This window comes from Bacillus aquiflavi, assembly GCF_019915265.1.
Taxonomy (GTDB): domain Bacteria; phylum Bacillota; class Bacilli; order Bacillales; family Cytobacillaceae; genus Bacillus_BT; species Bacillus_BT aquiflavi.
In genome coordinates this window covers 3,691,758-3,717,548 of record NZ_CP082780.1, presented here as the reverse complement: position 1 = coordinate 3,717,548, position 25,791 = coordinate 3,691,758, and the positions used below count along the sequence as shown (strand labels likewise).

25 protein-coding genes, 3 pseudogenes and 1 other annotated feature are annotated in these 25,791 nt (G+C 35.3%); of the genes and pseudogenes, 16 read left to right on the top strand and 12 right to left on the bottom strand.

The features are described from left to right. The first annotated feature begins 85 nt into the window (after positions 1 to 85). The 11 genes and pseudogenes from K6959_RS18100 (at position 86) to K6959_RS18055 (ending at position 5,853) form a co-directional block, all read left to right on the top strand. Complete coding sequence (locus tag K6959_RS18100; protein ID WP_262421831.1) at positions 86 to 439, top strand: hypothetical protein; 354 nt, start codon at positions 86 to 88, stop codon at positions 437 to 439. A gap of 18 nt (positions 440 to 457) precedes the next feature. Continuing rightward, positions 458 to 1,006 (top strand): SecY-interacting protein Syd, encoded by a 549-nt coding sequence (locus K6959_RS18095; RefSeq protein WP_223087231.1) that lies wholly within the window; start codon positions 458 to 460, stop codon positions 1,004 to 1,006. 710 nt (positions 1,007 to 1,716) lie between these two features. After that, the gene (locus K6959_RS19480) at positions 1,717 to 2,091 is read left to right on the top strand and encodes a hypothetical protein (protein ID WP_262421830.1); all 375 of its coding nucleotides are present in this window, start codon (positions 1,717 to 1,719) and stop codon (positions 2,089 to 2,091) included. A gap of 145 nt (positions 2,092 to 2,236) precedes the next feature. Beyond that, positions 2,237 to 2,398, top strand: a pseudogene (locus tag K6959_RS19475) (HNH/endonuclease VII fold putative polymorphic toxin); the annotation flags it as partial. Between the two features lie 13 nt (positions 2,399 to 2,411). Beyond that, positions 2,412 to 2,894, top strand: a complete 483-nt coding sequence (locus tag K6959_RS18085; RefSeq protein ID WP_223087229.1) for a hypothetical protein — start codon at positions 2,412 to 2,414, stop codon at positions 2,892 to 2,894. A 276-nt stretch (positions 2,895 to 3,170) separates the two neighbouring features. Further along, entirely contained in the window at positions 3,171 to 3,455 is a 285-nt protein-coding gene (locus K6959_RS18080) for a transposase family protein (protein ID WP_223087228.1), read from the top strand. A gap of 96 nt (positions 3,456 to 3,551) precedes the next feature. Then, positions 3,552 to 3,794, top strand: coding sequence for a hypothetical protein (locus tag K6959_RS18075; protein ID WP_262421829.1), 243 nt, complete (start codon positions 3,552 to 3,554; stop codon positions 3,792 to 3,794). Continuing rightward, complete coding sequence (locus K6959_RS18070) at positions 3,791 to 4,498, top strand: polymorphic toxin type 15 domain-containing protein (protein ID WP_262421828.1); 708 nt, start codon at positions 3,791 to 3,793, stop codon at positions 4,496 to 4,498. Before K6959_RS18075 ends, K6959_RS18070 begins: the two co-directional genes overlap by 4 nt. Positions 4,499 to 4,511: 13 nt before the next feature. Next, a complete protein-coding gene (locus K6959_RS18065; RefSeq protein WP_163242443.1) occupies positions 4,512 to 5,054 on the top strand; it encodes a T6SS immunity protein Tdi1 domain-containing protein in 543 nt (180 codons plus the stop codon). A 59-nt stretch (positions 5,055 to 5,113) separates the two neighbouring features. Beyond that, positions 5,114 to 5,356: an HNH/endonuclease VII fold putative polymorphic toxin gene (locus tag K6959_RS18060; RefSeq protein WP_163242444.1), complete on the top strand. Its 243-nt coding sequence runs from the start codon at positions 5,114 to 5,116 to the stop codon at positions 5,354 to 5,356. After that, a complete protein-coding gene (locus K6959_RS18055) occupies positions 5,353 to 5,853 on the top strand; it encodes a YxiF family protein (protein ID WP_246234736.1) in 501 nt (166 codons plus the stop codon). The genes K6959_RS18060 and K6959_RS18055 overlap by 4 nt, the downstream gene beginning before the upstream one ends. Positions 5,854 to 6,078: 225 nt before the next feature. Here the strand turns inward: K6959_RS18055 and K6959_RS18050 are convergent, their stop codons facing one another. Genes K6959_RS18050 through K6959_RS18040 form a run of 3 tightly spaced genes read right to left on the bottom strand, consistent with a single transcriptional unit; the run spans position 6,079 to position 10,609 of the window. Beyond that, positions 6,079 to 8,559: a purple acid phosphatase family protein gene (locus K6959_RS18050; RefSeq protein WP_223087226.1), complete on the bottom strand. Its 2,481-nt coding sequence runs from the start codon at positions 8,557 to 8,559 to the stop codon at positions 6,079 to 6,081. Continuing rightward, positions 8,532 to 9,005 carry a hypothetical protein gene (locus K6959_RS18045; protein ID WP_223087225.1) on the bottom strand — a complete coding sequence of 158 codons (474 nt, stop codon included), beginning with the start codon at positions 9,003 to 9,005 and terminating at the stop codon, positions 8,532 to 8,534. Before K6959_RS18045 ends, K6959_RS18050 begins: the two co-directional genes overlap by 28 nt. Beyond that, entirely contained in the window at positions 9,005 to 10,609 is a 1,605-nt protein-coding gene (locus K6959_RS18040; RefSeq protein WP_223087223.1) for a phosphodiester glycosidase family protein, read from the bottom strand. Before K6959_RS18040 ends, K6959_RS18045 begins: the two co-directional genes overlap by 1 nt. Before the next feature lie 291 nt (positions 10,610 to 10,900). Continuing rightward, positions 10,901 to 11,121: a binding site (T-box leader), on the top strand. A 98-nt stretch (positions 11,122 to 11,219) separates the two neighbouring features. Between K6959_RS18040 and argS the strand changes: the two are divergent. Then, positions 11,220 to 12,900: pseudogene (gene argS, locus K6959_RS18035) on the top strand (arginine--tRNA ligase). Positions 12,901 to 13,049: 149 nt separating this feature from the next. Here argS and K6959_RS18030 read toward each other — a convergent pair. Beyond that, positions 13,050 to 13,556, bottom strand: a complete 507-nt coding sequence (locus tag K6959_RS18030; protein WP_223087221.1) for a hypothetical protein — start codon at positions 13,554 to 13,556, stop codon at positions 13,050 to 13,052. A 92-nt stretch (positions 13,557 to 13,648) separates the two neighbouring features. After that, on the bottom strand, positions 13,649 to 14,395 hold the full coding sequence (locus K6959_RS18025) for a Cof-type HAD-IIB family hydrolase (RefSeq protein WP_163242447.1): 747 nt from the start codon (positions 14,393 to 14,395) through the stop codon (positions 13,649 to 13,651). A gap of 142 nt (positions 14,396 to 14,537) precedes the next feature. On the opposite strand from K6959_RS18025, the gene K6959_RS18020 reads away from it, so the two are divergent. Together K6959_RS18020 and K6959_RS18015 are read left to right on the top strand one after the other, a co-directional pair. Continuing rightward, positions 14,538 to 15,311 (top strand): ABC transporter ATP-binding protein, encoded by a 774-nt coding sequence (locus K6959_RS18020; RefSeq protein WP_218943983.1) that lies wholly within the window; start codon positions 14,538 to 14,540, stop codon positions 15,309 to 15,311. A 14-nt stretch (positions 15,312 to 15,325) separates the two neighbouring features. Continuing rightward, complete coding sequence (locus K6959_RS18015) at positions 15,326 to 17,173, top strand: FtsX-like permease family protein (RefSeq protein ID WP_223087219.1); 1,848 nt, start codon at positions 15,326 to 15,328, stop codon at positions 17,171 to 17,173. A 395-nt stretch (positions 17,174 to 17,568) separates the two neighbouring features. Here K6959_RS18015 and K6959_RS18010 read toward each other — a convergent pair whose 3' ends face one another. After that, positions 17,569 to 18,003, bottom strand: a complete 435-nt coding sequence (locus tag K6959_RS18010) for an Rrf2 family transcriptional regulator (RefSeq protein ID WP_163242450.1) — start codon at positions 18,001 to 18,003, stop codon at positions 17,569 to 17,571. 175 nt (positions 18,004 to 18,178) lie between these two features. On the opposite strand from K6959_RS18010, the gene hmpA reads away from it, so the two are divergent. Next, complete coding sequence (gene hmpA / locus K6959_RS18005; protein WP_223087217.1) at positions 18,179 to 19,405, top strand: NO-inducible flavohemoprotein; 1,227 nt, start codon at positions 18,179 to 18,181, stop codon at positions 19,403 to 19,405. A gap of 233 nt (positions 19,406 to 19,638) precedes the next feature. On the opposite strand, the gene K6959_RS18000 is transcribed toward hmpA, so the two are convergent. After that, a complete protein-coding gene (locus tag K6959_RS18000; RefSeq protein WP_223087216.1) occupies positions 19,639 to 20,088 on the bottom strand; it encodes a hypothetical protein in 450 nt (149 codons plus the stop codon). Positions 20,089 to 20,565: 477 nt separating this feature from the next. Between K6959_RS18000 and K6959_RS17995 the strand changes: the two genes are divergently transcribed. Further along, complete coding sequence (locus K6959_RS17995; RefSeq protein WP_163242453.1) at positions 20,566 to 20,946, top strand: DMT family transporter; 381 nt, start codon at positions 20,566 to 20,568, stop codon at positions 20,944 to 20,946. A gap of 77 nt (positions 20,947 to 21,023) precedes the next feature. Here the strand turns inward: K6959_RS17995 and K6959_RS17990 are convergent, their stop codons facing one another. From K6959_RS17990 to K6959_RS17970, 5 genes and pseudogenes are all read right to left on the bottom strand, one after another. After that, positions 21,024 to 21,755, bottom strand: coding sequence for a DsbA family oxidoreductase (locus tag K6959_RS17990; protein ID WP_163242454.1), 732 nt, complete (start codon positions 21,753 to 21,755; stop codon positions 21,024 to 21,026). Positions 21,756 to 21,905: 150 nt separating this feature from the next. Continuing rightward, positions 21,906 to 22,863: pseudogene (locus K6959_RS17985) on the bottom strand (siderophore ABC transporter substrate-binding protein). Positions 22,864 to 22,999: 136 nt separating this feature from the next. Beyond that, entirely contained in the window at positions 23,000 to 23,758 is a 759-nt protein-coding gene (locus K6959_RS17980) for an iron ABC transporter ATP-binding protein (protein WP_223087215.1), read from the bottom strand. Beyond that, positions 23,755 to 24,702 carry an iron chelate uptake ABC transporter family permease subunit gene (locus K6959_RS17975; protein WP_163242457.1) on the bottom strand — a complete coding sequence of 316 codons (948 nt, stop codon included), beginning with the start codon at positions 24,700 to 24,702 and terminating at the stop codon, positions 23,755 to 23,757. Before K6959_RS17975 ends, K6959_RS17980 begins: the two co-directional genes overlap by 4 nt. Further along, positions 24,695 to 25,648 carry an ABC transporter permease gene (locus tag K6959_RS17970; RefSeq protein WP_223088432.1) on the bottom strand — a complete coding sequence of 318 codons (954 nt, stop codon included), beginning with the start codon at positions 25,646 to 25,648 and terminating at the stop codon, positions 24,695 to 24,697. The genes K6959_RS17975 and K6959_RS17970 overlap by 8 nt, the downstream gene beginning before the upstream one ends. Positions 25,649 to 25,791 lie beyond the last annotated feature (143 nt).

The following is a 25,791-nucleotide window of genomic DNA, read 5'->3' as shown; positions in this document are numbered from 1 at the left end:
ATGAAATAATTACCAGAAGGGGAACGTATGTTACTAAAATAGTAGCAGATGAAAAACTTGTTGTAGATATGCCTTATATAGGTAGGTGGGAAAACAAAATACAAATTCAGAAGGATGGCTAAGAGATAATAAGTATTATTTTAATGAATTATACAGATTACATCCTGAGTACTTTAGTGATGCTAACATCAAAAATCTTAATAATGGATGGGCTATTGTAAATGATGCTATCTTTAGGAAACATTCCCCTCAGTATGATATTGTCGGGTTAAAAGGAAAACCTTTAGTTCATCATCATATTGGTGGTGGTGGTCAAGCAATGGCTATCCCACAACCGTTGCATCCGGGGAGTGGAGGAATCCATAATATTGAGAAACGAATAGGTATATGGGGGAAAGATCAGGAAAATGCTGAACGTCTTCAAGTATTTATTAAGTAATTTCTCTGGAGGTATAGCATGGAAATAAAAAAAAAAGCATTAGATCATTATTTCAAAGAACTTATCAGCGTATGGGATAAAAAATACGGTACATATCCTAAAGCGCCATGGGATGAAGAGATTGATCCTCTACTGTATTTAAGTAGTCCAGATGAAGAAGAATATGTTTATTGGAAGCCTATTGAAAAAGTTGATTTAGATGACTTTACAAAAATTGAAAAAGAACTTGGTATTAATATTCATTATGTAATTAAAGAATATTTTAATTCGTACTGGTTCTTAAACTTACAAGGCTTTTACGGTTCACGATTAGTTAATCTTGAACCTGTAGAGCCAGGTAAACCTCTATTAAGATTTTTTCAAACAATGAAACGATACGAAGAGAATAACGGGAGAGAATTTAGATATATACAAATAGGATTTGCCTCTCCTGAAGATATGGCTATTATCTTTGACAATGAAACAGGGAAGATATTAATAGAAAATTATGAAACAGAAGAAAATGAATTTCTTGCTAATTCACTTAGTGAATTGATAAATAATTTAAAAATTGAATGGGAAGTTTAAGGGTATTTCTTTTATATAAACTACTCTATACGGAAATTTGTTTAAGGGAAATAGAATGGGTTTGGAATTAAGTCAATATATAGTAGACAAGATTTTTTTTACCGCGCTTTCGCTTGGTGGCCTCTTCATTCAAATACAGAGTTAGACCTGTTCTGTACTTGAATTAAGAGGAAATAGACGGTTAGTATTTAACGTGCAATCCCACGTTGGTACATACGTTTCGTATTCAGAAGGCAATAAATAGCCATTGGCTGAATCTGAGTGAATTTTTTTGAGTTTTAGAATATGAAATATTCATAGATTTCTTTTTTGGCCTGTTCTTCGTTTTGTATTTGGTTAAAAAAATAAGCTCTTTCTTCGATGTATTATAGAACGATTCTATACATGCATTGTCATAACAGTTTCCTTTCCTACTCATGCCTACGTCCATTGCGTATGATTTCAACTTAGCTTGATCATCCATAGAACAGTACTGGCTGCTACGCTCAGAATGATGAAGAATAGATCCTCTATGTAGCTGATGGCGCATGTAAAGGTGCTTATTCAACGTCTAATATCTAAACTAATTGAAACCAATTAGTTTAAAAGAAGAAGCTGATCTACGTTGATAGATACATAGACAGGCTGCGATACAATTTATCCAAGACCCTGTTCGTACAGCGGAATCTGTCGCACAGGTTGTGACAGATTCGGTTGAACAAGAAGGGATCATGTATGCAACTGGTTCTGCCTTGCCGTCTCTCATTCCAAGCACCTTATTAAAAGGAGCAAAAGGTCTTTCTAGCGTAAAGAGTCCTGGAAAATCGCCGAAAGTGAACAACAGTAAACCATACAGCAAAGAATTTATCCAAGAAAAGATCAACGCAGCGAAAGCGGGAATGGGCAAGGTGAAGGTCCCTGTACTTTATCGAGAGCAACTGTCGACAGGCTATTCTTCTCTGCCGATTGTTGGAATGGGAACGAAACCGCTCGGTGAGATTCGTCCGCAAATGTTTTCGGTGAAGAGTGAAGGTAGAGAGAAGATAACTAAGGATACGGTTAACCTTAATAGAAAAAAAAGCATTCAACAAAGCAAAGGATTTTAGCTGGTATACCCAGGTCGCAACAACCTTCACGTCAATGGCAAGTTGGAGATAATGTTTATAAAAAAAAGGTGGGGACTATAAAAATTACGAGTACAGTTTAAATCCAACTCATCACGGGCGTTACTATGAATACGATACCCCTCAAGGAAAAAGGGTTATTGTGGAGCATATAAATGATGGAAGACTACATACACATGCAGGAAAACCAAAAGACGGTGCTAATCCATTTGAATATGATTTTAAGAAAGAAAGATACTCTAATATTTATGGTCCAAATGGCGACCATCACATTTATTACAATAGATAACGAGGTAATTGTAATGTCATATCAAAATAAAAAAATACAAAAAAAAATAGCATTGATGAATGCTAAAAAAAATTTAAATCAATTATCATATATAGAGCTTATTGATTTTGAAGATTATGATTCACATTGGGTGAAATTATTTGAATTTCAATTAAAACAATTTCGTAAGATAGATTCTGATCCAACCTATATAAAACCTATTGGAGACAATAATGATTATATGTCTTGGTTTGAAAGTTCTTTAGATTTTCTAAAAGGAAAAAAAGAATGGTTTATACTGGTTCCAAATTGTTTACTCCCCGTATGGGCTAATGTTAGAGTGTTGAATTTTACAAAAGCAATTGAAGAGCTTTGGGAAAAATCAGAATACCGCGATATAATATTAGCTGACAAGTCTACGGGTAGGATTGCCCAAATTTTTTTAGAAGAAAAAAACTATGAGATTCATGTTGGCAAATGTGATATTACAAACATTGACAAGAAAAATAATATTTAAGTTAACTTTTCCTATTACTATCTTGATTGGCTATATGTCTTTCAAGGTTTTTTGATTATGAATAAAAAGAAAAATTAGGGATATTGATGGTGAAAGTTGAACCGTGTCGAGTATATTTTCGAATTTCCATCAAAGGGCAAGAAAGAAAAGGATATAGCTTTGAAATATTAAAAAGGATTCATCATCACTTTTTGTGAAATAACATAAAAAGGAAAACATTTTTGAATTCCTGGTAATAATGTTAGCACCAAACAAACATTAATAGGAGGTTCTAAAATGTTTTCCGTGTTACTAGAATTGTCAGAATTTAAAGTAGTTAAACGTGAGATTTTTGATACGCATTATTTTGTTCATGTAGAGAAAAAAGAAAGAAAAAAGAGCGCTGCATCTATCTATTGTGGATTTCATTCCTCGTCTGTCCATGATAGGAGGACAAGAAAAGTACTTGATTTGTTTGTATTAAACAAACCAATATTTCTTATTATTCACATGAAAAGATATCGGTGCCAAAACTGTAAAGAAGTCTTTTCTTCTTCTTTTGAATCTGTAGGATCACATTAGCACTATACCCACCGTTTTCGCCAGTTTATCTATGAACAAGTACTCGGAACAACCATTCAAGACATAAGCCGGAAATATAAAATAGCTTACTCAACAGTGGAACGTATTTTCTATTCGGTTGCTCATGATGAAAAAGCAAAGGAACAGGAGGCATTCATCCATGAAAGGCAAAAAGATCATGAAATCACGTTAAGCTTGGATGAAGTGGCCGTTCGAAAGGGACATACTTATGAGATCGTTCTTTATGATGCTGATTTAGGGGCGGTGATGGGTATGCATCAAAATCGTCATTGTGCCTCTACTATGGAACTTTTGTCAGTCAAAAAAAACGGTGATTGATACCCATTCATAAAGCAATTCAAAATCTTTTCCCACACGCACAGATTATTGTTGATAAGTATCAACTGTCGACAGGCTATTCTTCTCTGCCGATTGTTGGAATGGGAACGAAACCGCTCGGTGAGATTCGTCCGCAAATGTTTTCGGTGAAGAGTGAAGGTAGAGAGAAGATAACTAAGGATACGGGAAATAGTAAGCATTTAGATGATTTACCTAGAATAAAAAAAATTGATGTGAACTTTAATAGAAATGTAAAACATGACTCCGAAGAGTTTGCAAGACAATTTAAAGACCAAGAAAAAGGTATGAATGAACTTACAGTTGATGAGTATTTAAAAAAACGTAAGAAGTATCTAGAACAAGGACGTGCAATTGAAGGTAATATTGCACAACAAGCTGCTAGAGAAGAAGCTTATGTGAAAAAGGTAAATGAACTACAAAGAGAAGGATTAACATTATCTCAAGCCAATAAACAAGCAAAGGAATGGTTAGATACTCAAGCTGCATTACATAATCCAGACCAGATAGCAGGTGGAAAGGCAGAATTAATAGGAGGTTTGGGAGATAGGAGAATTAATTCATCAATAGGTAGCCAATGGCGGTATAGAATTGATATTGTTGATGAACAAATTAGGGAAATTACAAAAAGCATGAAACCTGAACAACTTAAAACTACTTATTTAAACGTAAAATTAACACATTAGGGGAGGGACTTTAATGGAACAATATTTAAAAGATTTTAGGTTGCATAATAAAGTGCCGAGTGAAATTATTGAAAAGTATAAACAACTAGTGCCAAATGAAATAATAGATTTATGGAGTAATTATGGATTTGGAACATTTATGCAAGGATATTTTAAAATTGTCAACCCAGAAGAGTACATTGATATTTTGAAAGAGAGTAGTCAAAGATATAAGGATTCAATAGTCTTGTTTGCTACGGGTATGGGGGACTTAATTATTTGGTCAGATGGATATGTAAGATTACTTAATTATAGGTACGGTATAGTAAAGACAATTATGTTTACATTTGAATTTTTCTTTCAAAATATTGCTGATTCAGAATTTAGAGATGAAGATTTGTCTTGGCAACCGTACCCCGAAGCGCTTAAACAATATAATGAGTTGGATTATGATGAGTGCTTTGGCTATACACCTCTACTAGGTCTAGGTGGAGCAGAAAAAGTAGAGAACCTAAAAAAGGTCAAATTGAAGGAACATATTCTTATTATTACTGAATTTATAGGATCAGTTCAGTAATGTTTAGGATTATATTACAGGATTAACCATAAGCACTTGATTGCCGTTTTAGGCAACAAGTGTTTTTGTCTTTTGTTAAAAATTTAACTTTGGACGCATCAGATAATGCTTTACTGAAATTTATATCACATAGAAAGAAAAAATATATCATAGAGCACAGAGAGGATAAATTCGGGAGAGGTCCTCACTTTCATGGTGCTGACGATTTGAAGGGAAGCCCATTGGAAAAAGGAAGATATAATCAGTATCCTGGACATTCCCCGGAAGATTTTGTAGGTTATAAAACGAAGGATCGACCATGAGAAAGGTGATTAATCTGAGTAACGAAAGAAAAACAAAAATGGAGCTGTTAAAAAGAAAAAGTAGGAGAAATAATTTGGTAAAAGAATTAAACTTCATGAATCTTACAGAGGAACCACTTTTAGATATTGAAGATAACGATTTATTTTGTAAGAATGTATTTTTGTCACTTAACACATGGAAAAATAAGATTCAATTGCAAGGAGATAACTATAAAGAACGTATTCAAAAATCAATACAATTGTTAAATGAGACTATTGATAATATCGAAGTAACCCCAAAACAAGGAAGACTATTGTTTTTTAGAGAAAATGAAATAGAAGCAGTGTTGGTTAATGTTAATGAAGTATTTAGTCACTTAAATAAAATCATTGAGTTAACAAAGTTTTCAGTTGGATATGGAGATTTTATCCTAGTTGCAGAAGATTTTAATTTTGGTTTGTGTATTGAACGAACGGAATATTTTTATGAGTTAAGTGTTTGGGGACTATCATCATGAATATGAGAACCTTGATTGGCTAAGTGCCCTTCAAGGTTTTTTTGACTCAAAAACTTTATTATTAAAAAGTAACTGTCAAAAAAATACTTCACACATTTTACTCGGTTAATGCCATGAGATCAGTTCCTCAAGATCACTTACGAGGAGGTTTTTCATGTCAAAAAAATAGTAGCACAAACCATGGTCTTGGTCTGTGCTACTAATGTTAGTTATGTTTCACTTGGATTATTTTTTTGAAATCGTATGTTCATCAATGATGCGTCCGTCACGTGTTTTTGCGATAATCTTTATCCTATTTTCATCGACTGCTATATTTGTATATACTTGTGTTTTTTCATCAAAGTATACGTCCATATACGGTTGAGGTGTTGCTGGATAAAACTTCGTCCCCGTTGAACCAGCGATTAAGTAGGTCGTACCGCTTTCTGCCTGCACACCATTTTTTAAAGGGAAAGTTCTAACATATGAATGATCGTGTCCTGATATAGCGAGATCTATCCCTATTTCATCAAACACTTTAGGAAAGACATCGAGTACAGTGCCGCTTCCTCCTTGTGGATTTGAATAATAAGGTGCACGGTGAAAAACAACGATTTTCCATTTATTTTTTGATTTTGCCATATCAGCCTTTAGCCATTCCCCTTGTGCGATTAAGCCTTCCTTCGTTGTTTCCGTATTTAAAACCGCAAAGTGTGCATTTCCATAATCAAACGAATATGCCGTACCTTTAAAGCCTTCTGGACCATTTTGCGGCATACGGAACAATTGTTTATAAGTTTCGACGCCATTTCCGATATTTTCATGATTCCCTACTGTCGGAACAATTGGTGTCGAGGCTGCGAGTTTCGGATCCTTTATTGATTCGAAAAATGCGTTCCAATGGGAATATAAATTGCCATCATCTATCATATCACCGACGTGAACCATGAAAGAAGCATCAGGATAGTCTTCTTTCGCCTTTTTAAATAGTTCTGTAAAAATACCAAATCCATGTTCCGTTTGGTTAGGCGGAGCTTGAGTATCCCCCATTAAAATAAAGTTAAACGGCGCTTTTTCTTTTGAGTTTGTTGTAAATTCAGCTGGTTCGCTCCAACCGTCTTTCGTTCCATCACCGACACGATATGTGTATGATTCATGATGCTTTAAACCGTGAAGGGTCGCGTAGTGAACTTGAATCTCTCCTGCCTCAAATGGATGCGGATTGCTTTTTCCCTTTATTTGAGAGACGTGTTTTCCTGCAAATCCATTCTTTTTAAATTCAGCTGTCGGAACGAGTTCAACAACTGATTTTGTTGTCTTCGGAGAAGTTGACCATGTAATATTCATTGATTTTTTCTTCCCATTAAACGTTATATTAGTACGTTCAGGTTTATTCGTACCGAGATGCTCTAACACATTTACTTCTGTTTGGAAACTAAATTGTTGATCTTTATTTGCTTGAATAATTAATTCTCCTGGAATTATGGATAGCTTATCTGTTTTAAATTCTCCTTTTGTGTTCGTCTCTCCAAGCAACCACGGTTGAATCTGTACATCGTTAGCCTTTATCCAGCCAGTTATCTTCGCTCGTTTAATAAGCAGCCACTCATTGTTTTTCTCGATAATGACTGCATGGTCACGCTTTTCTAGCGTTGCGACATGCGGACTAGCTTCATCAGGCTGTTCATATACTTGTGCTGTTTTAGATTTCATAACAGCAAGCTCATGTTCTGGAGAAATTACTTTTACTTGTACATTTCCAACAGGCTTTCCTTTTTCATCCCGAACATGTAGTTTCGCTGGGAATCCTGTAGATGCCCGGTCAATCTCGGTAGAAAGATGTGCGTTTACTTGAGCATGAATAGTTGGCATATATAGACTAATCGGTGCTTCTTTCCCTTCAAGCATTATCTCTCCTTCAACAAATTGAACAGCAATCGTGTTTTTAGCATGAATTGGCGCTTCAAATGGAATAACAGCAAGTTCTCGAATCTCTTCAATGTTCACAGCTGATTGAAGATCCTTTAATTCTAGCCATACATTGCCATCGCTATCAATTTCATTTTGTACGACGTGATGAGCTGAAATTCCTTTATGAAGTTGCAGTGCATTTTGTTTCACATTCAATGTGTTTGGATCAAACTTAAAGTGAAGCTTTATTTTGTTCATCTTTTCAAGCTGACTCGCTTCGATCGTAACAGGATAATCATTGCCGACATATACGTTTTCTTCATATACTGGCTTGATACCTGCGTTACCGCTATTCACTTCAAACTGCCATGTTTTTTCAGTTTCATTACCAAATCGGTCTTGAACAACCGTCTTCACAAGATGGTAACCGTCTAACAGTTCTTCTTCAGGGACATATGAAACTTCTCCTGTCTCCTCATTAAAGTCAACGTTCACTTTCTTTCCATCTACATACATAAAAATTCGATCACGGTTTATACCCGTTCCACCCTCATTGTCTTTTGCAATGGCGCTAATTTTCACTTTATTTGTTGCAACAACTTCGTTTTCAGCTGGCGTTTCATTTATGATTTCTGGGTTTATTAAGTCATCATTCGTTTCCCCATACACTGCTCTAATATTATCAACATAAATAGTACCAGCGTTTTTATGATCATTTTTCGTTTCCATTACACGGACAGCTAAGTCGAGTTTCAGCGGTGTTGCTTTTCCTTCAGGAATAGGAGCTTCTACATACTTCCAGCCCTTCCAATCCATATTTTGGTAAAATCTATCGGAAATGCATTGTTATTTCCGTCTTTCATTTGTGCCCTTAACCAATGGCCTGCCCCATCACCATACACCCACATCCCAATCGTTTCAGGATAGCCATCAATTTCAATATCCTCTTTTGGATAGGCGTAGGCTCCCGAAGTACCGATTGTTCCGATAAAATCATAGTTTAATTGAAGTGCATGGTTATCGAAGCGCACGGGTTCAGGATATGTTGTTTGTCTAATAGAGACAGAGTTGTACCTCGCTCCACTCGCAGTCCAATGGTCGATTCCGTTTTCAAATGTTTCTAAAATACTCGGCATTCTACCTACTTGAACATTCATCGTATCTTGGACATTGCCATATTGGACAGTGATTGTTCCGCTTGCCGTTTTATCTCCGGCTTTAAAAACGCCATTTTCATCAATCGTTCCAATATCTCCATTCACTATCCAAGTAAAATTTTGCGGATCTGCATGGACAGTTCTTCCGTTAAGTAAAAAGTCTCTACCTTTAATGTCACTTCCTCACTGCGTTTGACCGTTATCTCTTTTTGAGGAAATTTTAACTGAGAAAGCTCAGTCGTAACCGTTACTTCGGTACTGCCTTTTGCCCCATTTAAAGTAGCAACGACGTTTCCAGTAACGTTTTGTTCTCCAGCAGTGAATAAACCATTTTGATCCGTATTGCCAAGCTGCGCATCCTCTACTGACCAAGAAGGTGTTCCATTCATTTCAACTGGATTATATGAAGCGTCCATTCCTTTTGCTAAAAAAGAATATTTACTTCCTGAAAGCATAAGTAAATGATCGGGCAGAATTGCTAGCTTGCTTAGCTCAGTTTGCGGAGCTGTTGAAACGATTAGGAATGAGTTAGCTACTGACCGCTCCTTTCCATCTGATGGCTTGTTCATGACAGAAAGCTCACTCTCGCCAGGCTGACGAGTTACGAAAGTAGAAGAGCCGCCCCCATCTAAATTAAGAGCTTCCTTTGCCCCAAGCTCGTACATAAAATCTCTTAATTCAAACACCGTAACCCCATCTGCATAACCAGGCTGTCTTCCATCGATGACAACAAAAAACACCGTTCCATCTTCACGAATACCAACCGCTGTTCTTGGTGCCTTCGCCGTTGTAAAGCTATCTTCATTAAAATTCACTTTCTTTCCGTCCTTTACAAGAACAATGCGGCCGCCTAATGCTTGGTTTACATCTTCCCATCCTTCCGCTACTTTTGTCGTTACAGCCACCTCTTGGCCAACTGTTAAAGTGTTAAGAAATTCCGCGGCAGTACCATGGCCGGAAAGAACGATTTGCCCTTCTTGAATCGGTTCATTCCCTTTATTATGTATTACTTTCTCTATCTTTCCACTCACGGTACCTGTTTTTCGCATATCACCGTCAACTTCACTTACGACAACTTCAATCCCATAAGAATTTGTTCCCGTTGTTTTCATATTAGGGGTATAGGCAATAAGTTGATTTGCACCGCGCTCAATATTCAAATTATTAATCTTCTTTTCAACCCCATTGACTGATAGAGAAAACTGCGGATTAGGATGACCAATGATCGCTTCCCCATTTTCTTTCATTCCAAACGATTCACTCGTTCCACCTTTTAATATTTTTCCATCTTGGATGACTGCACCGAGGGGAACACCGTTTGACATGTTATAAAAATCAGCATTCACTCCACCGACTACTACATAATTTGGTTTTGAAGTGTATGATGCCTGTTGACGAACTGTCTGCATACCGAAGTCTTTTCCGTTTGGTAATCCTGATTTAATGACGACATTCGGATTTTTTACATCTACGTCCATAACAAACGCACTTTGTCTGCCAATCTTTCCATCCATGACCATTGTCGTTTCTTCTACACCAAGGGCAATTGGTCTCGACCATTCTTCGACTACATTTCCAAGTGTATTTTCCTTGCCACTCTCAGCATAAACTGCTTGCTGCATAGCTGGAACCGGCATCAATATCATTTGAAAAACGAGAAAAAATGCCAGTAAAGCTGCACAGCTTCTCCTTATAACTTGCACAGTCATTCACTCCTTAACTTTGAATTGAACAGAAGTTTAGAACTTTCTTTTTTGGACAAACACTATTAATCTCATCTTACTAATTAAACATATTTTCAGGATTAATTTTCTATTAAGATATAATTAAAATTTTTAAAAAATGAAACTCTATAAACTGTTCTATCGCCCTGTTTCAAATATTGACTTTGTTTACAATCTGACTTTTATGTTCATCAAACGTTTGATTAAATTTTTTTAAACGGCTTAATAATATTGACTTATAAGGAATTTTTTATTATAATTGCGACAATTTAATATGTAAATTCGTTGAAAAAGAGAGTAGTTTACGAAAAATGGGATAGCGAGTTAGGGACGGTGGGAGCCTAACGCATTGAACGTAAATGAACCGCACTTTGGAGAGGCTTTTTGAAATGACAGTAGAAAAGATCGGGGAGCCACCTCGTTATCAACAGAAAGTGGTCGCGTATTGCGCGGCAACTAGAGTGGCACCACGGGAAAGCTATGCTCTCGTCTCTTGTTATCCAAGGGACGAGGGCTTTTTTATTTTTTTTAACGCTATGAATAGGACAGCAATTATATCCTATAACAACAAGATTGTTTAAGGAGGGAATTTGCAATGAATGATAAACGAAAGATCGCACTTGCTTTATTGGAAGCCATTAATAACAAACTTTCTTTAACTGATATAATTAAAGCAATTGAAAAACCGAAATATGCACATTTAGGCGATTATGCATTTCCGTGTTTTACTTTAGCCAAAATTGATCGACAACCTCCTAGCATAATTGCGATAAGTTAGCAAATCGGATTCACCATGAAATAATTGAGAAAGCAGAAGCTGTAAATGGCTACGTGAATTTCTTTTTAAGCAAAGCAGCGATCACAAAAAATGTACTATTAGACATTATAAATGTTGGCGATAACTATGGAAGAAATAAAGCCGGAGAAGGAAAAGTTATGACAATTGACTTTTCCTCGCCAAATATAGCAAAACCATTTTCGATGGGACATTTACGTTCTACAGTAATTGGCAATGCTTTAGCAAATATAACGGAGAAAAATGGTTACCAAGTTGTCCGGATTAACCATTTAGGTGACTGGGGGACACAATTTGGCAAGCTGATCGTTGCTTATAAGTTATGGGGCAATCAGGCATTAATTAAGCAATCACCAATACGTGAGCTGTCAAAAATTTATGTAAAGTTTCATCATGAAGCTGAAAAAGATGACACATTAAATGACAAATCGCGCACTGCGTTCAAACAGCTTGAAGAAGGTGATGAAGAGGCGCTGTTTTTATGGAAATGGTTTAAAGAAGCTTCAGTGAAAGAATTTGAAAAAATGTATCGTTTGCTCGGTATCCATTTCGATTCTTATGCAGGAGAATCATTTTATAACGATAAGATGGATCGGATTGTTGATTTGTTAAAAGAAAAACAGCTGCTAGTTGAATCGGAAGGGGCAATGGTCGTTCCTTTAGAAAACATGCCGCCATGCTTAATTACAAAAACAGATGGAACAACGCTTTACGCAACAAGAGACTTAGCCGCAGCTATTTACCGCCATGAACATTACGGCTCAGAGAAATCGTTTTATGTTGTTGGAAATGAACAGTCCTTGCATTTTAAACAACTGTTTTTTGTTTTAGAAAAGTTAGGCTATTCATGGGCAAAGGGGCTGCAACACATTCCATTTGGGATGATGTTAAAAAACGGTAAGAAAATGTCGACACGGAAAGGCAAAGTAGTGTTGCTAGAAGAAGTATTGCAAGAAGCAATCGATCTTGCTTATACAAATATTGCAGAAAAAAATCCACAGCTTCAAAACAAAGAGCAGGTTGCCCGTGAAGTAGGAACGGGTGCAATTATTTTCCATGATTTAAAAAACTACCGGATGAACGATGTTGGATTTTCATTACAGCATATGTTACGTTTTGAAGGTGAAACAGGTCCTTACGTACAATACACACATGCTCGTATATGTTCGTTATTACAAAAAGGCAGATTTACGTTAAATCATCTTTCATTTGATGGTTTAGATGATAAAGCGTGGCAAATGGTTACTCTCCTTAAAGAGTTTCCGACAATCGTCAAAAGAGCATTTGATCATGCAGATCCATCCCAAATTGCAAAATATGTAGTTGAGCTATCAAGAGCATTTAATAAATATTATAGTCATACACGAATTTTAGAAAAAGACTCAACAACAGTGGCAAATTAACACTTACCGCTAGTGTAAAAATTGTCCTAAAAGAAAGCTTGCGTCTATTAGGGTTAAAAGCACCTGAAAAAATGTGATAAATAATCAAAAACATCCCCTGCCAAATTAAAAATAAGCAGGGGAAAAACAAACGGTTTAGTTTAAAACAACGAAATACCAATTCTCACTCAGCTTATCAATATATCCAAAGTGGCTGCCAAAATCATTTTTTGAGTCGGTTTTTTTATCATGAAATGAATAAACAAAAAACGGACGAGTTGTCTACTACGCCACGAAATGCAAAAAATAAAATAAAATAACGATTTCCTTCACCTTTTATTAATATATCACCGCCACCTTTTGATAGACGAGCATATTTTTTCGGCAAGGAAATGAGATCTGAATTGTGTGAAACATTTGGTTCCAGCGTTCCATCCTCTACCATCCTCACTACTTCTTCTCTCGCAGATTTATTCATTTTAAAATTAATCTGCACGGCTGTTTCTGTAAAAGGAAAATAAAATATTAACAAGATCGTGACAATTTGAATGAAAATCGGCTGCCAATCTTTATGTTTTAATAAATGATAGACAGTAATTATTGTTACAACGATATAAAGACCAAAGATCACGCGCCAAATGATAGGCATTAAAAAAGGGGTAACGATATTAATAATATTTAATTGAAAAGCTTGAAAAATAATAATTAAAATACTGCTAATGATCGATAAACGCAAATATTTGCTTGACTTCATTTTTTACCAACTTTCAATAGATATCATTCCACATATATATGAGCGAGTCAGCCCAACTAATATCGTTAGGTCATTTCCCATTCACTTAAACCTTACTCTAAAACCCACTTCCAGATTGCTTCTGCTACTCCATCTTCAATATTCGTTCCTGTCACAAAGTCTGCCGCTTTTTTTACCGTTTCCTGAGCATTGCCCATTGCAATCCCATAGCCTGCTTCTGTTATCATTGCTAAATCATTAAGACTATCACCGACAGCCATCACATCATCCATAGAAATGTCAAGATTTCGGCAAACACGGCGAATAGCTCTTGCCTTATTAATCCCCTTTGCATTTACTTCTAAATTTGTCGGACTTGAATTACTAATCTCTAATTGATTGCTGTTAACTAACTTCTTGTAAAGCTTTTCTCTTACTGCCTGATCATCTGTATCAAACCCAAACTTAAGCCATTCACACGTTGTTATCTCATTTGGCATAATTTCGCGCCAAACCCTTTCAGTATTAACTGCCCAAAACGACGTTTCATGTTGTTGCGACAACGTATACATCCACTGAATAAGATCAGAATGGATCATATGTCTTTCTACTAACTCTCCGCGGTCTCCCCATATTTCACTTCCATTTACAGTAACTAAATATGATGAAAGTTTAAGAGATTCTGCGTATTGACTACATGTCCGTATCGTCCGGCCAGTACTTAAAACAACATATATCCCTTCACTTTGGGCTTGATTAATTGCCTCGCGGTTAGCTTCCGAAATCTCTCCATTTTCGTCTAGTAGTGTACCATCCATATCTAAAGCAATCAGTTTTATCCTCTGTTGTCGAGCAGTCATTTCTTTGCCACCTCTTTTTATTCTTAAAATTTAATAATATACACCTTACAATATTGTAAGGGATTTGAAAGGAAAATAAATAGTACCTTTTTTCAAGCTTCCTTACAATAACAATATAATTTCTTAATTTGTAAGGAGATGAATGATAGTGGATAACACTGTTGTACATGTAAAAAATGTTCATAAAATTTACGGTAAAAAAAGTGAAAGTCAATTCCATGCATTAAATGGAGTATCGTTACACATTCAAAAAGGGGAGTTTGTCGGGATCATGGGCCCATCTGGATCAGGTAAAACGACGTTGCTTAACGTCATCTCTACACTTGACCGCCCAACACAAGGAACAATTGAAATTGCTGGAAGTGACCTTACACGTATGGATCAAAGAAAATTAGCTGACTTTCGTTCAGAACAATTAGGATTTATTTTTCAAGATTTTAACCTGCTGGAAAACTTATCAATATACGAGAATATTGCTTTACCTTTATCTTTGCAAGGAGTTTCGTCAAAAAAGATAGAGCCTCTTGTAACAAATGTAGCAAAAAAACTAGGGATTGAACAAATTTTAACTAAACATCCTGTCGCTGTTTCTGGGGGACAAAAACAACGAGCAGCAGCAGCCCGCGCCCTTGTTCATAATCCGGCTATTATTCTCGCTGATGAGCCAACAGGAGCACTTGATTCAAAAAATGCGAAAGGTTTACTCGAAGCGATGGCCAATTTACATGAACAGCATGGAGTAACGATTATGATGGTTACTCATGACCCATTTACCGCCAGTTATTGTCAACGCATTCTCTTTATTCAAGACGGTCAATTATATAAAGAAATTAAGCGAAACAATAACCGTCATGATTTTTATAAAGAAATCCTTGATGTACTAGGAGAATTTGGTACATCTCACGGTATCGCCTAAGGAGGAGGGATAATATGCTTTTAAAGCTCTCACTTTCTAGTATAAGAAAAAAGATGAAAGATTATATCGTCCTCCTTTTCGGACTAGTCATCTCAATTTCGATATTTTACATGTTTCAAACACTAGCACAAAATAAAGAATTTATCGAAGCAAACTCGGTCATTAGCTCAATCGTTTTTGTTTTTCATGTAGGGACAGCCATATTAAGTGTTATTACATTATTTTATATATTTTACGCTACCTCTTTTATTCTTTCGCTTCGGCAAAAAGAATTAGGAATGTATATGATGTTAGGAGCAAAAAAATCACGGGTAACTCAAGTAATGTTTTTCGAAACATTTGCCATTGGACTTATTTCACTTTTTATCGGGCTGTTAGTTGGTATCGGACTTTCAACCGGTATTGGCGATCTGCTAATGAAACAACTCGGGTTCCCAGCTGATGGTTTTAAACCATTTTATCTGCCTTCTATTACAACAACTTTGATTTTTTATATTATTTTATTTTTGTTAACCTCGATTGTAAATGCGGCAAAAATTGCGAAAAAATCGATCCTGGAAATATTAACAGCAGATGGACAATCTGAACCGGGAAATGTAAAACGAGTTCAAACACTCGTTAAAACGATGATCTCAGTCATTTTAATCGGTATCGGGTATTTTGCGTTTATAAATATGGATAAGTTACTGCACTTCGGAGTTATTATAAGTGCGATTACAACAACGACTGGAACATACTTAATTTTCAATTCATTTTTACCTTACTTCGTACAAAGATTAAAACAAGTTCGCCACATAAATGAAAAAGGGTTAAATTCTTTTACCTATGCGCAGCTGCGATTTAGAGTCGTAAGTTTATCAAAAGTATTAGGAACTGTTACAATGCTAATTGCACTTGGTGTTGGGGCGATGGCGGCCGGATTATCCTTTTATATTAACATTAGCCATAGTGTAAATACTTTCTACACGTATGACGTAGCTATTCATCATCCTAATGAAGCAGATGAAAAAGCGTTAGAAAAAATGAACCTGACCGATAAATTACAATATCGTTATAAAATCGATGATCAATCTGTCTATTTCTTAAAAGATGATTTAATCAAAAATCCTCCGCTCGCTAAAGAAGACCTTAAAGATGAAGAGGTAAAACGTATTTCTGCGCCGCTTCCTGAACAAGAATATATTGTCTCTAGTCAAGAAGAACCACCGACAGTACCAGAAGTATGGAGTAGAAGCTTTTTCACAGATTTCAATGTCTCAAGTCAGTTGTTCGCTGACAGAACAGTTTTGATAACAGATAAAGAACGTTACGACCAATTTGAAGGAAAGGAATATCAATTACTCGTAGCTATGACGGATGACTTTTTATTGTATGAATTACAATTAAAAGAAATTGGCGAACGCCAAAAGGAAGTAGCACAAGCATTTACGGGACAAGAGCTAGAAATGTTCCATACGAAGTATACTGATTACGAACAAATAAAGGCGATCATGACTGGAACAGTCTTTATGGGATTTTTCCTCGGAATTGCATTTTTAATGATGATGGCAAGCGTATTAATGTTTAAAATTCTTTCAAGCGCAACAACAGATATAAAGCGTTACAGCATGTTAAGAAAAATAGGCGTCCGTAAACCACTACTCATTAAATCAATCTATAAAGAGTTGTTCATTGTGTTTACGTTTCCTGCTTTATTAGGAATTGTACATGTACTGGCAGGAATGATTATGTTTAGCTTTATACTAGTAGACCCTTATTTGAAAATTTGGGTTCCCATTACGATCTTTCTCATCATTTACGCCATCTATTATTTAGTCACTGTGCAGTTATATAAAGGGATTGTATTACCAAAAGAAGCATAGAGTTTTTTTGAAGTTCAAATATTTTTTCATCAATTAAATGTCAGAAATCCAATAGTCCGATCGTTATTCTTCTTTGTTGTTCAAAATAACATGATAAAGCCTTATTTACAGGGCTTTATCATGCTTTAAAATTTTTCCGACTATTACTAACTAGAACGGTTCGCATCGTAAAAATTTGCCTGCAGATTATGTCCGTTATATCTATTAAACGGAAAATGAGCAAGCATGAGCAGTAGAATCGATGTACCGATGATTAACTGAAATACTTACCTAGATTAACGAATCATGAATTACCATTTACAATAGGGCGAAGAAACAATAAGTATATTTTGAAATTCATAAGAAGGAGTTAAATTGGGGACTTACTAAGAAGTTAGGTGGAACCAGTTCTAAAATTACGAGTGAAATAACTCAAGTAATTTTTGTTGGCTACCTCCTATATCTTCTAAAGTATAGTCATCAAGCACTTGAAAATATGCTTGGAGTGCTTGTTTAAAAACATGAGTTAATCCACAGACAGGTGAAATAATACATTTGTTTTGTTTTTCATCGAAACATTCAACAAGATAAAAATTATCCTCCATCTTTCTAACAACATCCCCAATCCGAATCTCTGAAGGTGATTTTGCTAAACGAATCCCTCCGTTTCTTCCACGGATTGTTTCCACAAAACCATTTTTGCCTAATTCATAAATAACCTTCATTAAATGATTTTTGGAGATGCCATATACATCAGCAATTTCTTTAATATTAGAAAGCTTACCTTTTTCCTTCGTATATAAGTAGATAAGTACACGTAAAGAATAGTCAGTATAATTAGTTAATCTCATAATGGTATCCTCACCTTTAATAAAAAAATAAAACTATTATACAATTGAAAACTAAATAAATAAAATGTGACAACTTTTTAAAGATTTATCTAATATATTGCTTTAATTCCGCAAAAGTATTACTCTAAAGATGCATAAAATATATATGTTTTATTAACATCAAGGAGTGATTCAAATGTTATCAAAAAAAACGATCGAGATTGTAAAAGCAACAGCACCGGTCTTGGAAGAAAAGGGTACGGAAATTACAAAACATTTTTACAAAAAAATGTTTGCTGCTCATCCAGAGCTATTAAATATTTTCAACCACGCTAACCAAGGACAAGGAAGACAACAAACTGCCTTAGCAAACGCTCTATATGCAGCGGCTCAACATATTGAACAGCTTGAGGCAATTCTTCCAGTTGTTCAACAAGTTGGTTATAAACATCGAGGCTTAGGTGTTAAAAAAGAACACTATCCAATTGTCGGTGAAAACTTGTTAGCCGCTATGAAAGAGGTGCTTGGCAACGCAGCAACAGATGACGTTATAAATGCTTGGGCAGAAGCTTACGATGTGATTGCAAATGTATTTATAGACGTAGAAGCAAAGATGTACGATCAAGCCGAGGAGCAACAAGGAGGATGGCGTTTCTTTAAACCATTCGTTGTTGCAAATAAAGTTAAAGAGAGCTCTATCATTACATCTTTTTATTTAAAAACGAAAGATGGAGACACTGTTCCAACTTTCCTCCCAGGACAGTACATTACCATTCGTGTAAAAGTTGAAGGTGAAACGTATGTCTTAAATCGACAATATACATTATCTGACGCACCTGGAAACGACTATTTCAGAATATCTGTTAAACGTGAGGCGGAGCCTAATAAACCTGAAGGAAAAGTGTCTAACTATTTACATGACCATATTGATGTTGGTGATGAAATAGAAATCAGTGCTCCTGCAGGTGACTTCACTTTAGATACTGCTGCCTCTACACCTGTTGTTTTATTAAGCGGCGGAGTAGGAATTACGCCAATGATGTCAATGTTTAATACAATTGCAAAACAAAATAAAGAACGTTCAGTTACATTTATCCATGCCGCAAGAAACGAAGAAGTACAGGCATTTAAAAATACTGTAAAAGAAATAATAGAAAACCTAGAAAATGCTGAAAAAGTCTACTGCTATGACAAACCAGTGCACCCTGAGAATGCTGATATAGTTGGCCATATTACAAAAGATGTCCTTGAAAACTATGTAAAGGATCATGCAGATTACTACATTTGCGGACCTGTGCCATTTATGAAAGCAATGATTACAAACTTACAAAAATTAGGGGTTAAGGAAGAGAATATTCACTATGAATTCTTCGGTCCAGCCCTAAACATAGAACAAACAAACACTCCAATAAAGGCTTCTTAATTGTTTATCAATTAGCGATCCCAGATTGGTGACAAACGCTCGCATTCTTCGTTACTTGCACTTCGTTGTAAGCTCATGAACGGACTGTTCGATTCGCTTCCGCCTCGTGCTACGTGCCTCGACTGTCAAGCGTTTTCAACCAGTCTGAGGACAGTAACTTCAAAAATTGACTTTGACCGCTTATCAATTAGCGGTTTTTTTTCGTAAAAACAAAAAATATGTTAGGTAAACTATTATAATAGTCTGTGCTTTAAAGCTTCTTCATACTGTTTACGGTCAAAAATAAATGGGTTTAACTGTTCATATTCCCAGTGTCCTCCTGCTGAATTTTTCCCACGGTGCGGCTGTTCAAAATCAGACCAAGTGACTGTATCCTTGTCTAAATAAATGTTTACTACAAATGGCCAACATTCGGTAATTCCACATTTACACCGTAAAATAGCTGATTTTCCATTATAAAAGTCTAATTCTTCTACGGGTTTCCCTAACATATGCTTTGATGGTAAATAGACAATTTCCGGCCATAGCCCCGAATAATCGCCTGCAATATGCTGCTTACCTTCTCGTAACGCAAAAGAGGATTCAACTTCTATTAATATATCAATTATATTTTTCTCATTTATATAAATATCAACAATTGGACCTTCCTTCGTTTGTCTAGTTTTAAATTTAATCGTATCCATTGATCGAAACCCTCCTTATGAAAACATTACAAAGTCGGCCCCATATACTCTTTAACGTTACTAGAATAAACAATTTAATTATATTATACAATTTTTAACTGGGAAAATCATCATATTAAACACTCTTTTTTCTAATTTTTACTAGATTTTTTTTGAACTGCTTTAACTAAGATTGAAAAACAAACAGTCTTTTAAGGTGATTTAAACATGTAAAGGGTAAAAAAAAAGTTCCATCCCCTAGTGGAGTGTGTTATTTACATGTTATAATTTCCACTAGTGACCTCATTCAAAACTTAGTGAAGTAGCTTTCAGAAGACTTTTTTGATTTTATAAACAGCTTACTATGGTAAAAAAAACTTGATTTAGCTTAGATTGCTGACAGCAAACAATAGAAACTGATGATTGAAATAAAAGGAATAGATTAAAGGAATGGCAAGTGCTATGGATATTAGTCAAATATAAAGGCAGGGAAATTATATGCATTGGATCTTTTTAAGTTTAGCTATTTTGTTTGAAGTAGCAGGTACGACAGCTATGAAGCTTTCAAATGGTTTAACGAGATTCATTCCGAGTATTTTAATGATCTTCTTTTACATAAGCAGTTTCCTATTACTTGCCATTGCATTAAAAACGATGGACGTATCAGTTGCTTACGCCGTTTGGTCTGGAGTAGGAATTGTCTTTATTACCTTAATTGGATTTCTGCTTTTCCAAGAAAAACTAAATTTCGTTAAAGTAATATCCATTCTTTTCATAGTAATTGGGGTAGTTGCCTTAAATTTCAGTGGAAACACTCATGATGCAAAAAAACTTGAAACAACTGAGGAAAACTCATCATCCCAAGCTGCTAAAATATAGGTAATGCTTTTTATTAAAATAATAAAGCGAGAAAAGGGACAATCCTTCTCTCGCTAAGAAGTCTCATTTGTAAAAATCTATGCTTCTTTATTCGGCACAACACAACTTCCATCTGTACAGCTTGCGCCTTCAGCTCCATTATTAGAAAGGTCTTGCAAGATAGGTGCTCCAGATTCCTCTTCCCATACTTTTTGAAGTGCATTTAGAAATACTTCTTCAGGTTGCGCTCCTGAGATTGCATATTTTTCATTAATAACGAAAAACGGCACTCCGCGAACGCCCACTTGTTGAGCTTGTTGTTCATCTGAACGCACTTCATCTGAAAAAGCCTGCTCATCTGCAAGTACATTTAATACTTCTTGACGATCTAAACCAACTGTTTCGGCTATATCCGCTAACGTCTTATGATCACCGAGATGCTTAGACTCAGTGAAATAGGCGAAAAGCAGTTTCTCTGTCACTTCGTTTTCTTTCCCGCATGTTTGAGCGAATTTCGCAAGGCGATGAGCGTCAAAAGTGTTTGTTGGAATCATTTTATCAAAATGATAGGTTAAACCAACACTTGCGGCTTGTTGAGCAATACCGTCAGTCGTTTTTTTTGCCTCGTCAAGACTCATCCCATACTTTGAAGCTAATACTTGGTGAAAATTCACATTTACATCCTTTGGTGAGCTTGGATCAAGCTCATAGCTTTTATACTGTACTATTACTTTGTCTTTATGAGGAAATTTAGCTAAAGCCACCTCTAATCGCCGCTTTCCAATATAGCAAAACGGACAAACAAAATCAGACCATACCTCAATTTTCATTTTAACACCTCTTTTAATTTTTAAAGTTACATACTCACCATGGTATCATATTTTTTAAAAAAAACTTGATGAAATGCTCTAAATAGTTTAGTTCTTTTGAAGTGAGAAAATGACCCCGGATCTTAATCCTGAGGTCATTTTTATGATACTTTATTCTATCCCTTTCTCAATTTCCTTTATCATTTCAGGCACTGAAACAAGTCCACCGCCTGATAAATACCAATAGTTAGGGTCTAAATAAATAATATGATTATTTTTATATGCTGTTGTGTTTTTAATTAAAGCTATTTTCAATTATTTGTTTTGCGGAAGATTGGCCGCCTACTACAGCTCCTCTATCTATTACAAATAAGTATTCAGGGTCTTTTTCAATAACATATTCAAAGGAAACGCTCTGACCATGCCTAGAAATTTCAATATTTTCATCAACTGCTTTAAAGCCAAAAACATCATGAATAAGGCCAAATCTTGAACCTGGTCCAAAGGCGCTAATATTGCCATCGTTAGCTAAAACAACAAGACTATTCTTTTCATCTGCTGTCGCTTTTTCTTTTAATTGTTTGATAGATTGGTCAATACTTTCAAGTTCTTTAGCTATTTCCTTTTCCTTTTCAAATAATTTACCTATCGTCTCCATATTATCTGTAAATGATTCCATATATTTCGAAGGATCGACTCCTAGATAAATTGTTGGCGCAATTTCACTTAATTCTTTATATGCTTCCTGTTGTCTTGCTGAAATAATAATGAGATCAGGACCTATTTCATTAATTTTCTCAAAGTCAGGCTCTTTAAGGCTTCCAACATTCACATACTTATCATCTTCAAATTTAGAAAGATAAGGAGGGATATTCGCTTGAGGAACACCTGTTACCTCTATGTTTAATTTATCTAAAGAATCCAAAATACCGAAATCAAATACAACGACTTTCTTCGGATTGACTTTTACTGTTGTTTCTCCCAATTGATGTTTCATAGTTAATTCCTTTGGCTCTTCTTTCACTGTTTCTTTATTTGAACTATTCGTCTCCTTAGCTGGATTTGTACCGCATGCAGCCAAAACAACTGCAAAACAAACCATCATGACTAATAATGAGAACTTTTTCATCACTTTGTTTCACCTCAAGTAAATTGTTTTAATATTTTAATATTGATAGGATCATTTCATAAGAAATAAACGAATAGGGGCCCGCCATCCGTTTAAACTTGATGAATGAGCCATCAATATATAAAAACCTAATAAGCTAATTGTAAAATATACAAATTTTATCATCGTTAATTTCTTGAATTTGAATATCCATACTATATACTTCTTTTAAAACAGCGGAAGAAATGATTTCGTTTGTCGGACCATCTCTCACTACTTTTCCATCTTTCAACGAAACGATATAGTCGGAATAGCATGAAGCGAAATTAATATCATGAATCACAATGATCACCGTTTTTCCCAGTTCTTTTGTTAACCGTCGTAATACTTTCATAATTTGTACAGAATGCTTCATATCGAGATTATTCAATGGCTCATCAAGAAGAATATAGTCTGTATTTTGTGCAATTACCATCGCAATAAAAGCACGCTGTTTCTGACCTCCGCTTAATTGATCTAAATACTTATTTTCAATCTCTTTCAACTCCATATATGCGATAGCCTCATCAACATAATTCCAATCTTCTTTTGTCAGCCTTCCTTGCGAGTAAGGAAATCGTCCAAAGGAAACAAGCTCCCTTATCGTTAGTCGAATATTAATGTGATTCGACTGCTTCAATATTGAAATTCGCTTGGCAAGGTCTTTGCTTTTATATGAATTGAGCTTTTTGCCTTCGATGAGAACCTCACCTTCATCCGCTTGTATTAGTCGGCTAATTATTGATAATAACGTACTTTTCCCTGCACCGTTTGGACCGATAAAAGATGTAATCTTTCCTTTAGCAATTTTAATAGAAACTTGATGAATAACATTTTTCCTTTCATATTGTTTTGAAACATTTAGAACTTCAATCATCGTTTACTCTCCTTTAAAAGAAGATAGATAAAGTACACACCACCGACAAAGTTAATAATGACACTTAAAGTCGTTGAAAATGTAAAAACCCTTTCTACCAGTAGTTGTCCGCCAACTAGAGCAATAACACTAATAAGCATTGAACTAACAAGCAAATATTTATGCTGATACGTTTTCATAAACTGATGAGCCACATTCACTACAAGCAAACCAAGAAAAGTGATTGGGCCTACTAATGCTGTCGCAATAGAGACAAAAATCACTACGACAACAAGAAGCCGCTTGACAACATCATCATAATCAACCCCTAAATTAATCGCCTGTTCTCTCCCGAGCGACATGACATCTAAGTATTTTGTAAACGGATAAAAATAAATACACGTTAAAATGATAAGCACAATTACAATTAAAAATAAATCTGTATTCACGTTATTAAAGCTAGCAAACATACGGTCTTGAACGATCATAAATTCATTCGGATCAATTAACACTTGCAAAAAAGAAGTGATACTGCTAAAGAAAGTTCCAAAAATAATCCCCATCAAAAGTAGAAAATATATATTTCTCCCTTCGCTTTTAAAAAGAAGCTTGTATAACAAACCTGCAAAGAGAACCATTAATCCTACAGAGATCATAAAATTAAGCTGTTTGTTCATAACCGTCATATTTGCAGATCCAAAAACAAAAATAAGAAATGTTTGGATCAGCATATAAAGTGAATCTAAACCGATAATACTAGGCGTTAAAATCCGGTTATTTGTAATCGTCTGGAAAATCATTGTAGAAAAAGCAATGACACCTCCAGTTAGTACAATTGCCAATACTTTCTTTCCTCTTCTCGGAAGAGCATAATCCCAATTCATTCCTAAATCGATAAATAAAAACAGCAAGATTAAAATGACAGTCATCATCCCAAGGATACTTATTTTTGCTCTATTACTCATATGCTCTTCTCCTCATGATTAAATAAAAAAAAAAAATCCTGCTGCCAATCATACCGACCGTCACACCGATTGGAATCTCATACGGATAAATAATAACCCTTCCAAAAATATCACAAGCTAATAAAAATACAGCTCCTAATAAGGCAGTATGTAACAAGCTTTTCTTCAAATGATCTCCTCGATATATTGTTACGATGTTCGGAATAATTAAGCCGAGAAACGGAATCATTCCTATGGTAAGGACAACAACTGAAGTAACTAATGCCACGATAATCAAACCGATATTAACGATTTTCTTATGGTTAAGCCCTAAATTAACAGCGAATTCCTCTCCCATTCCAGCAATCGTAAACTTATTAGCAAAAAGATAGGCAATAAATACGATCGGGATGCTAATATATAACAGCTCATATCGTCCTTCAATCATCATAGAAAAATTCCCTTGCAGCCATGAAGACATATTTTGAACTAAGTCATTTTTCAAGGCAAAAAAGGTCGTAATTGAGCCAATAATATTTCCAAACATCAGTCCAACTAAAGGGATAAAAATAGCATCCTTAAACTTGATCCTGTCTAATATTTTCATAAAAATATACGTTCCAAGCAGCGCAAAAATAAAGGCAACTAACATTTTTATGAACGGACTAGCTGAAGTAAAAAACATAAGCGAAACTAAAATTCCCAGTCTAGCAGAATCAAGTGTCCCAGCTGTCGTCGGAGAAACAAACTTATTCATCGTCAACTGCTGCATCATTAATCCGCTTATACTTAAGCTCACTCCCGCAATTATGATATTGATTAAACGGGGAAATCTACTCACAAGTAAAGTATTAAGCTGATCGTCAGTTAACTGAAAAATGTCTAACGGATTCAGATCACTTACACCGACAAAAAGTGATGTAAAGGATAAAATAATAAGTATGGAAATTAAGTACCTTTTTTTTATGATGACCACATTCACTTTCTTAAATAGCAACGAATGATAGTGATAACCATTCTCACTAATGCTCAAAAATTGAATTGATAACGAATCTCATTATCAATTCAATTACTATTAAACTAAATAAATGACAAAAAGTCAATGCTAAT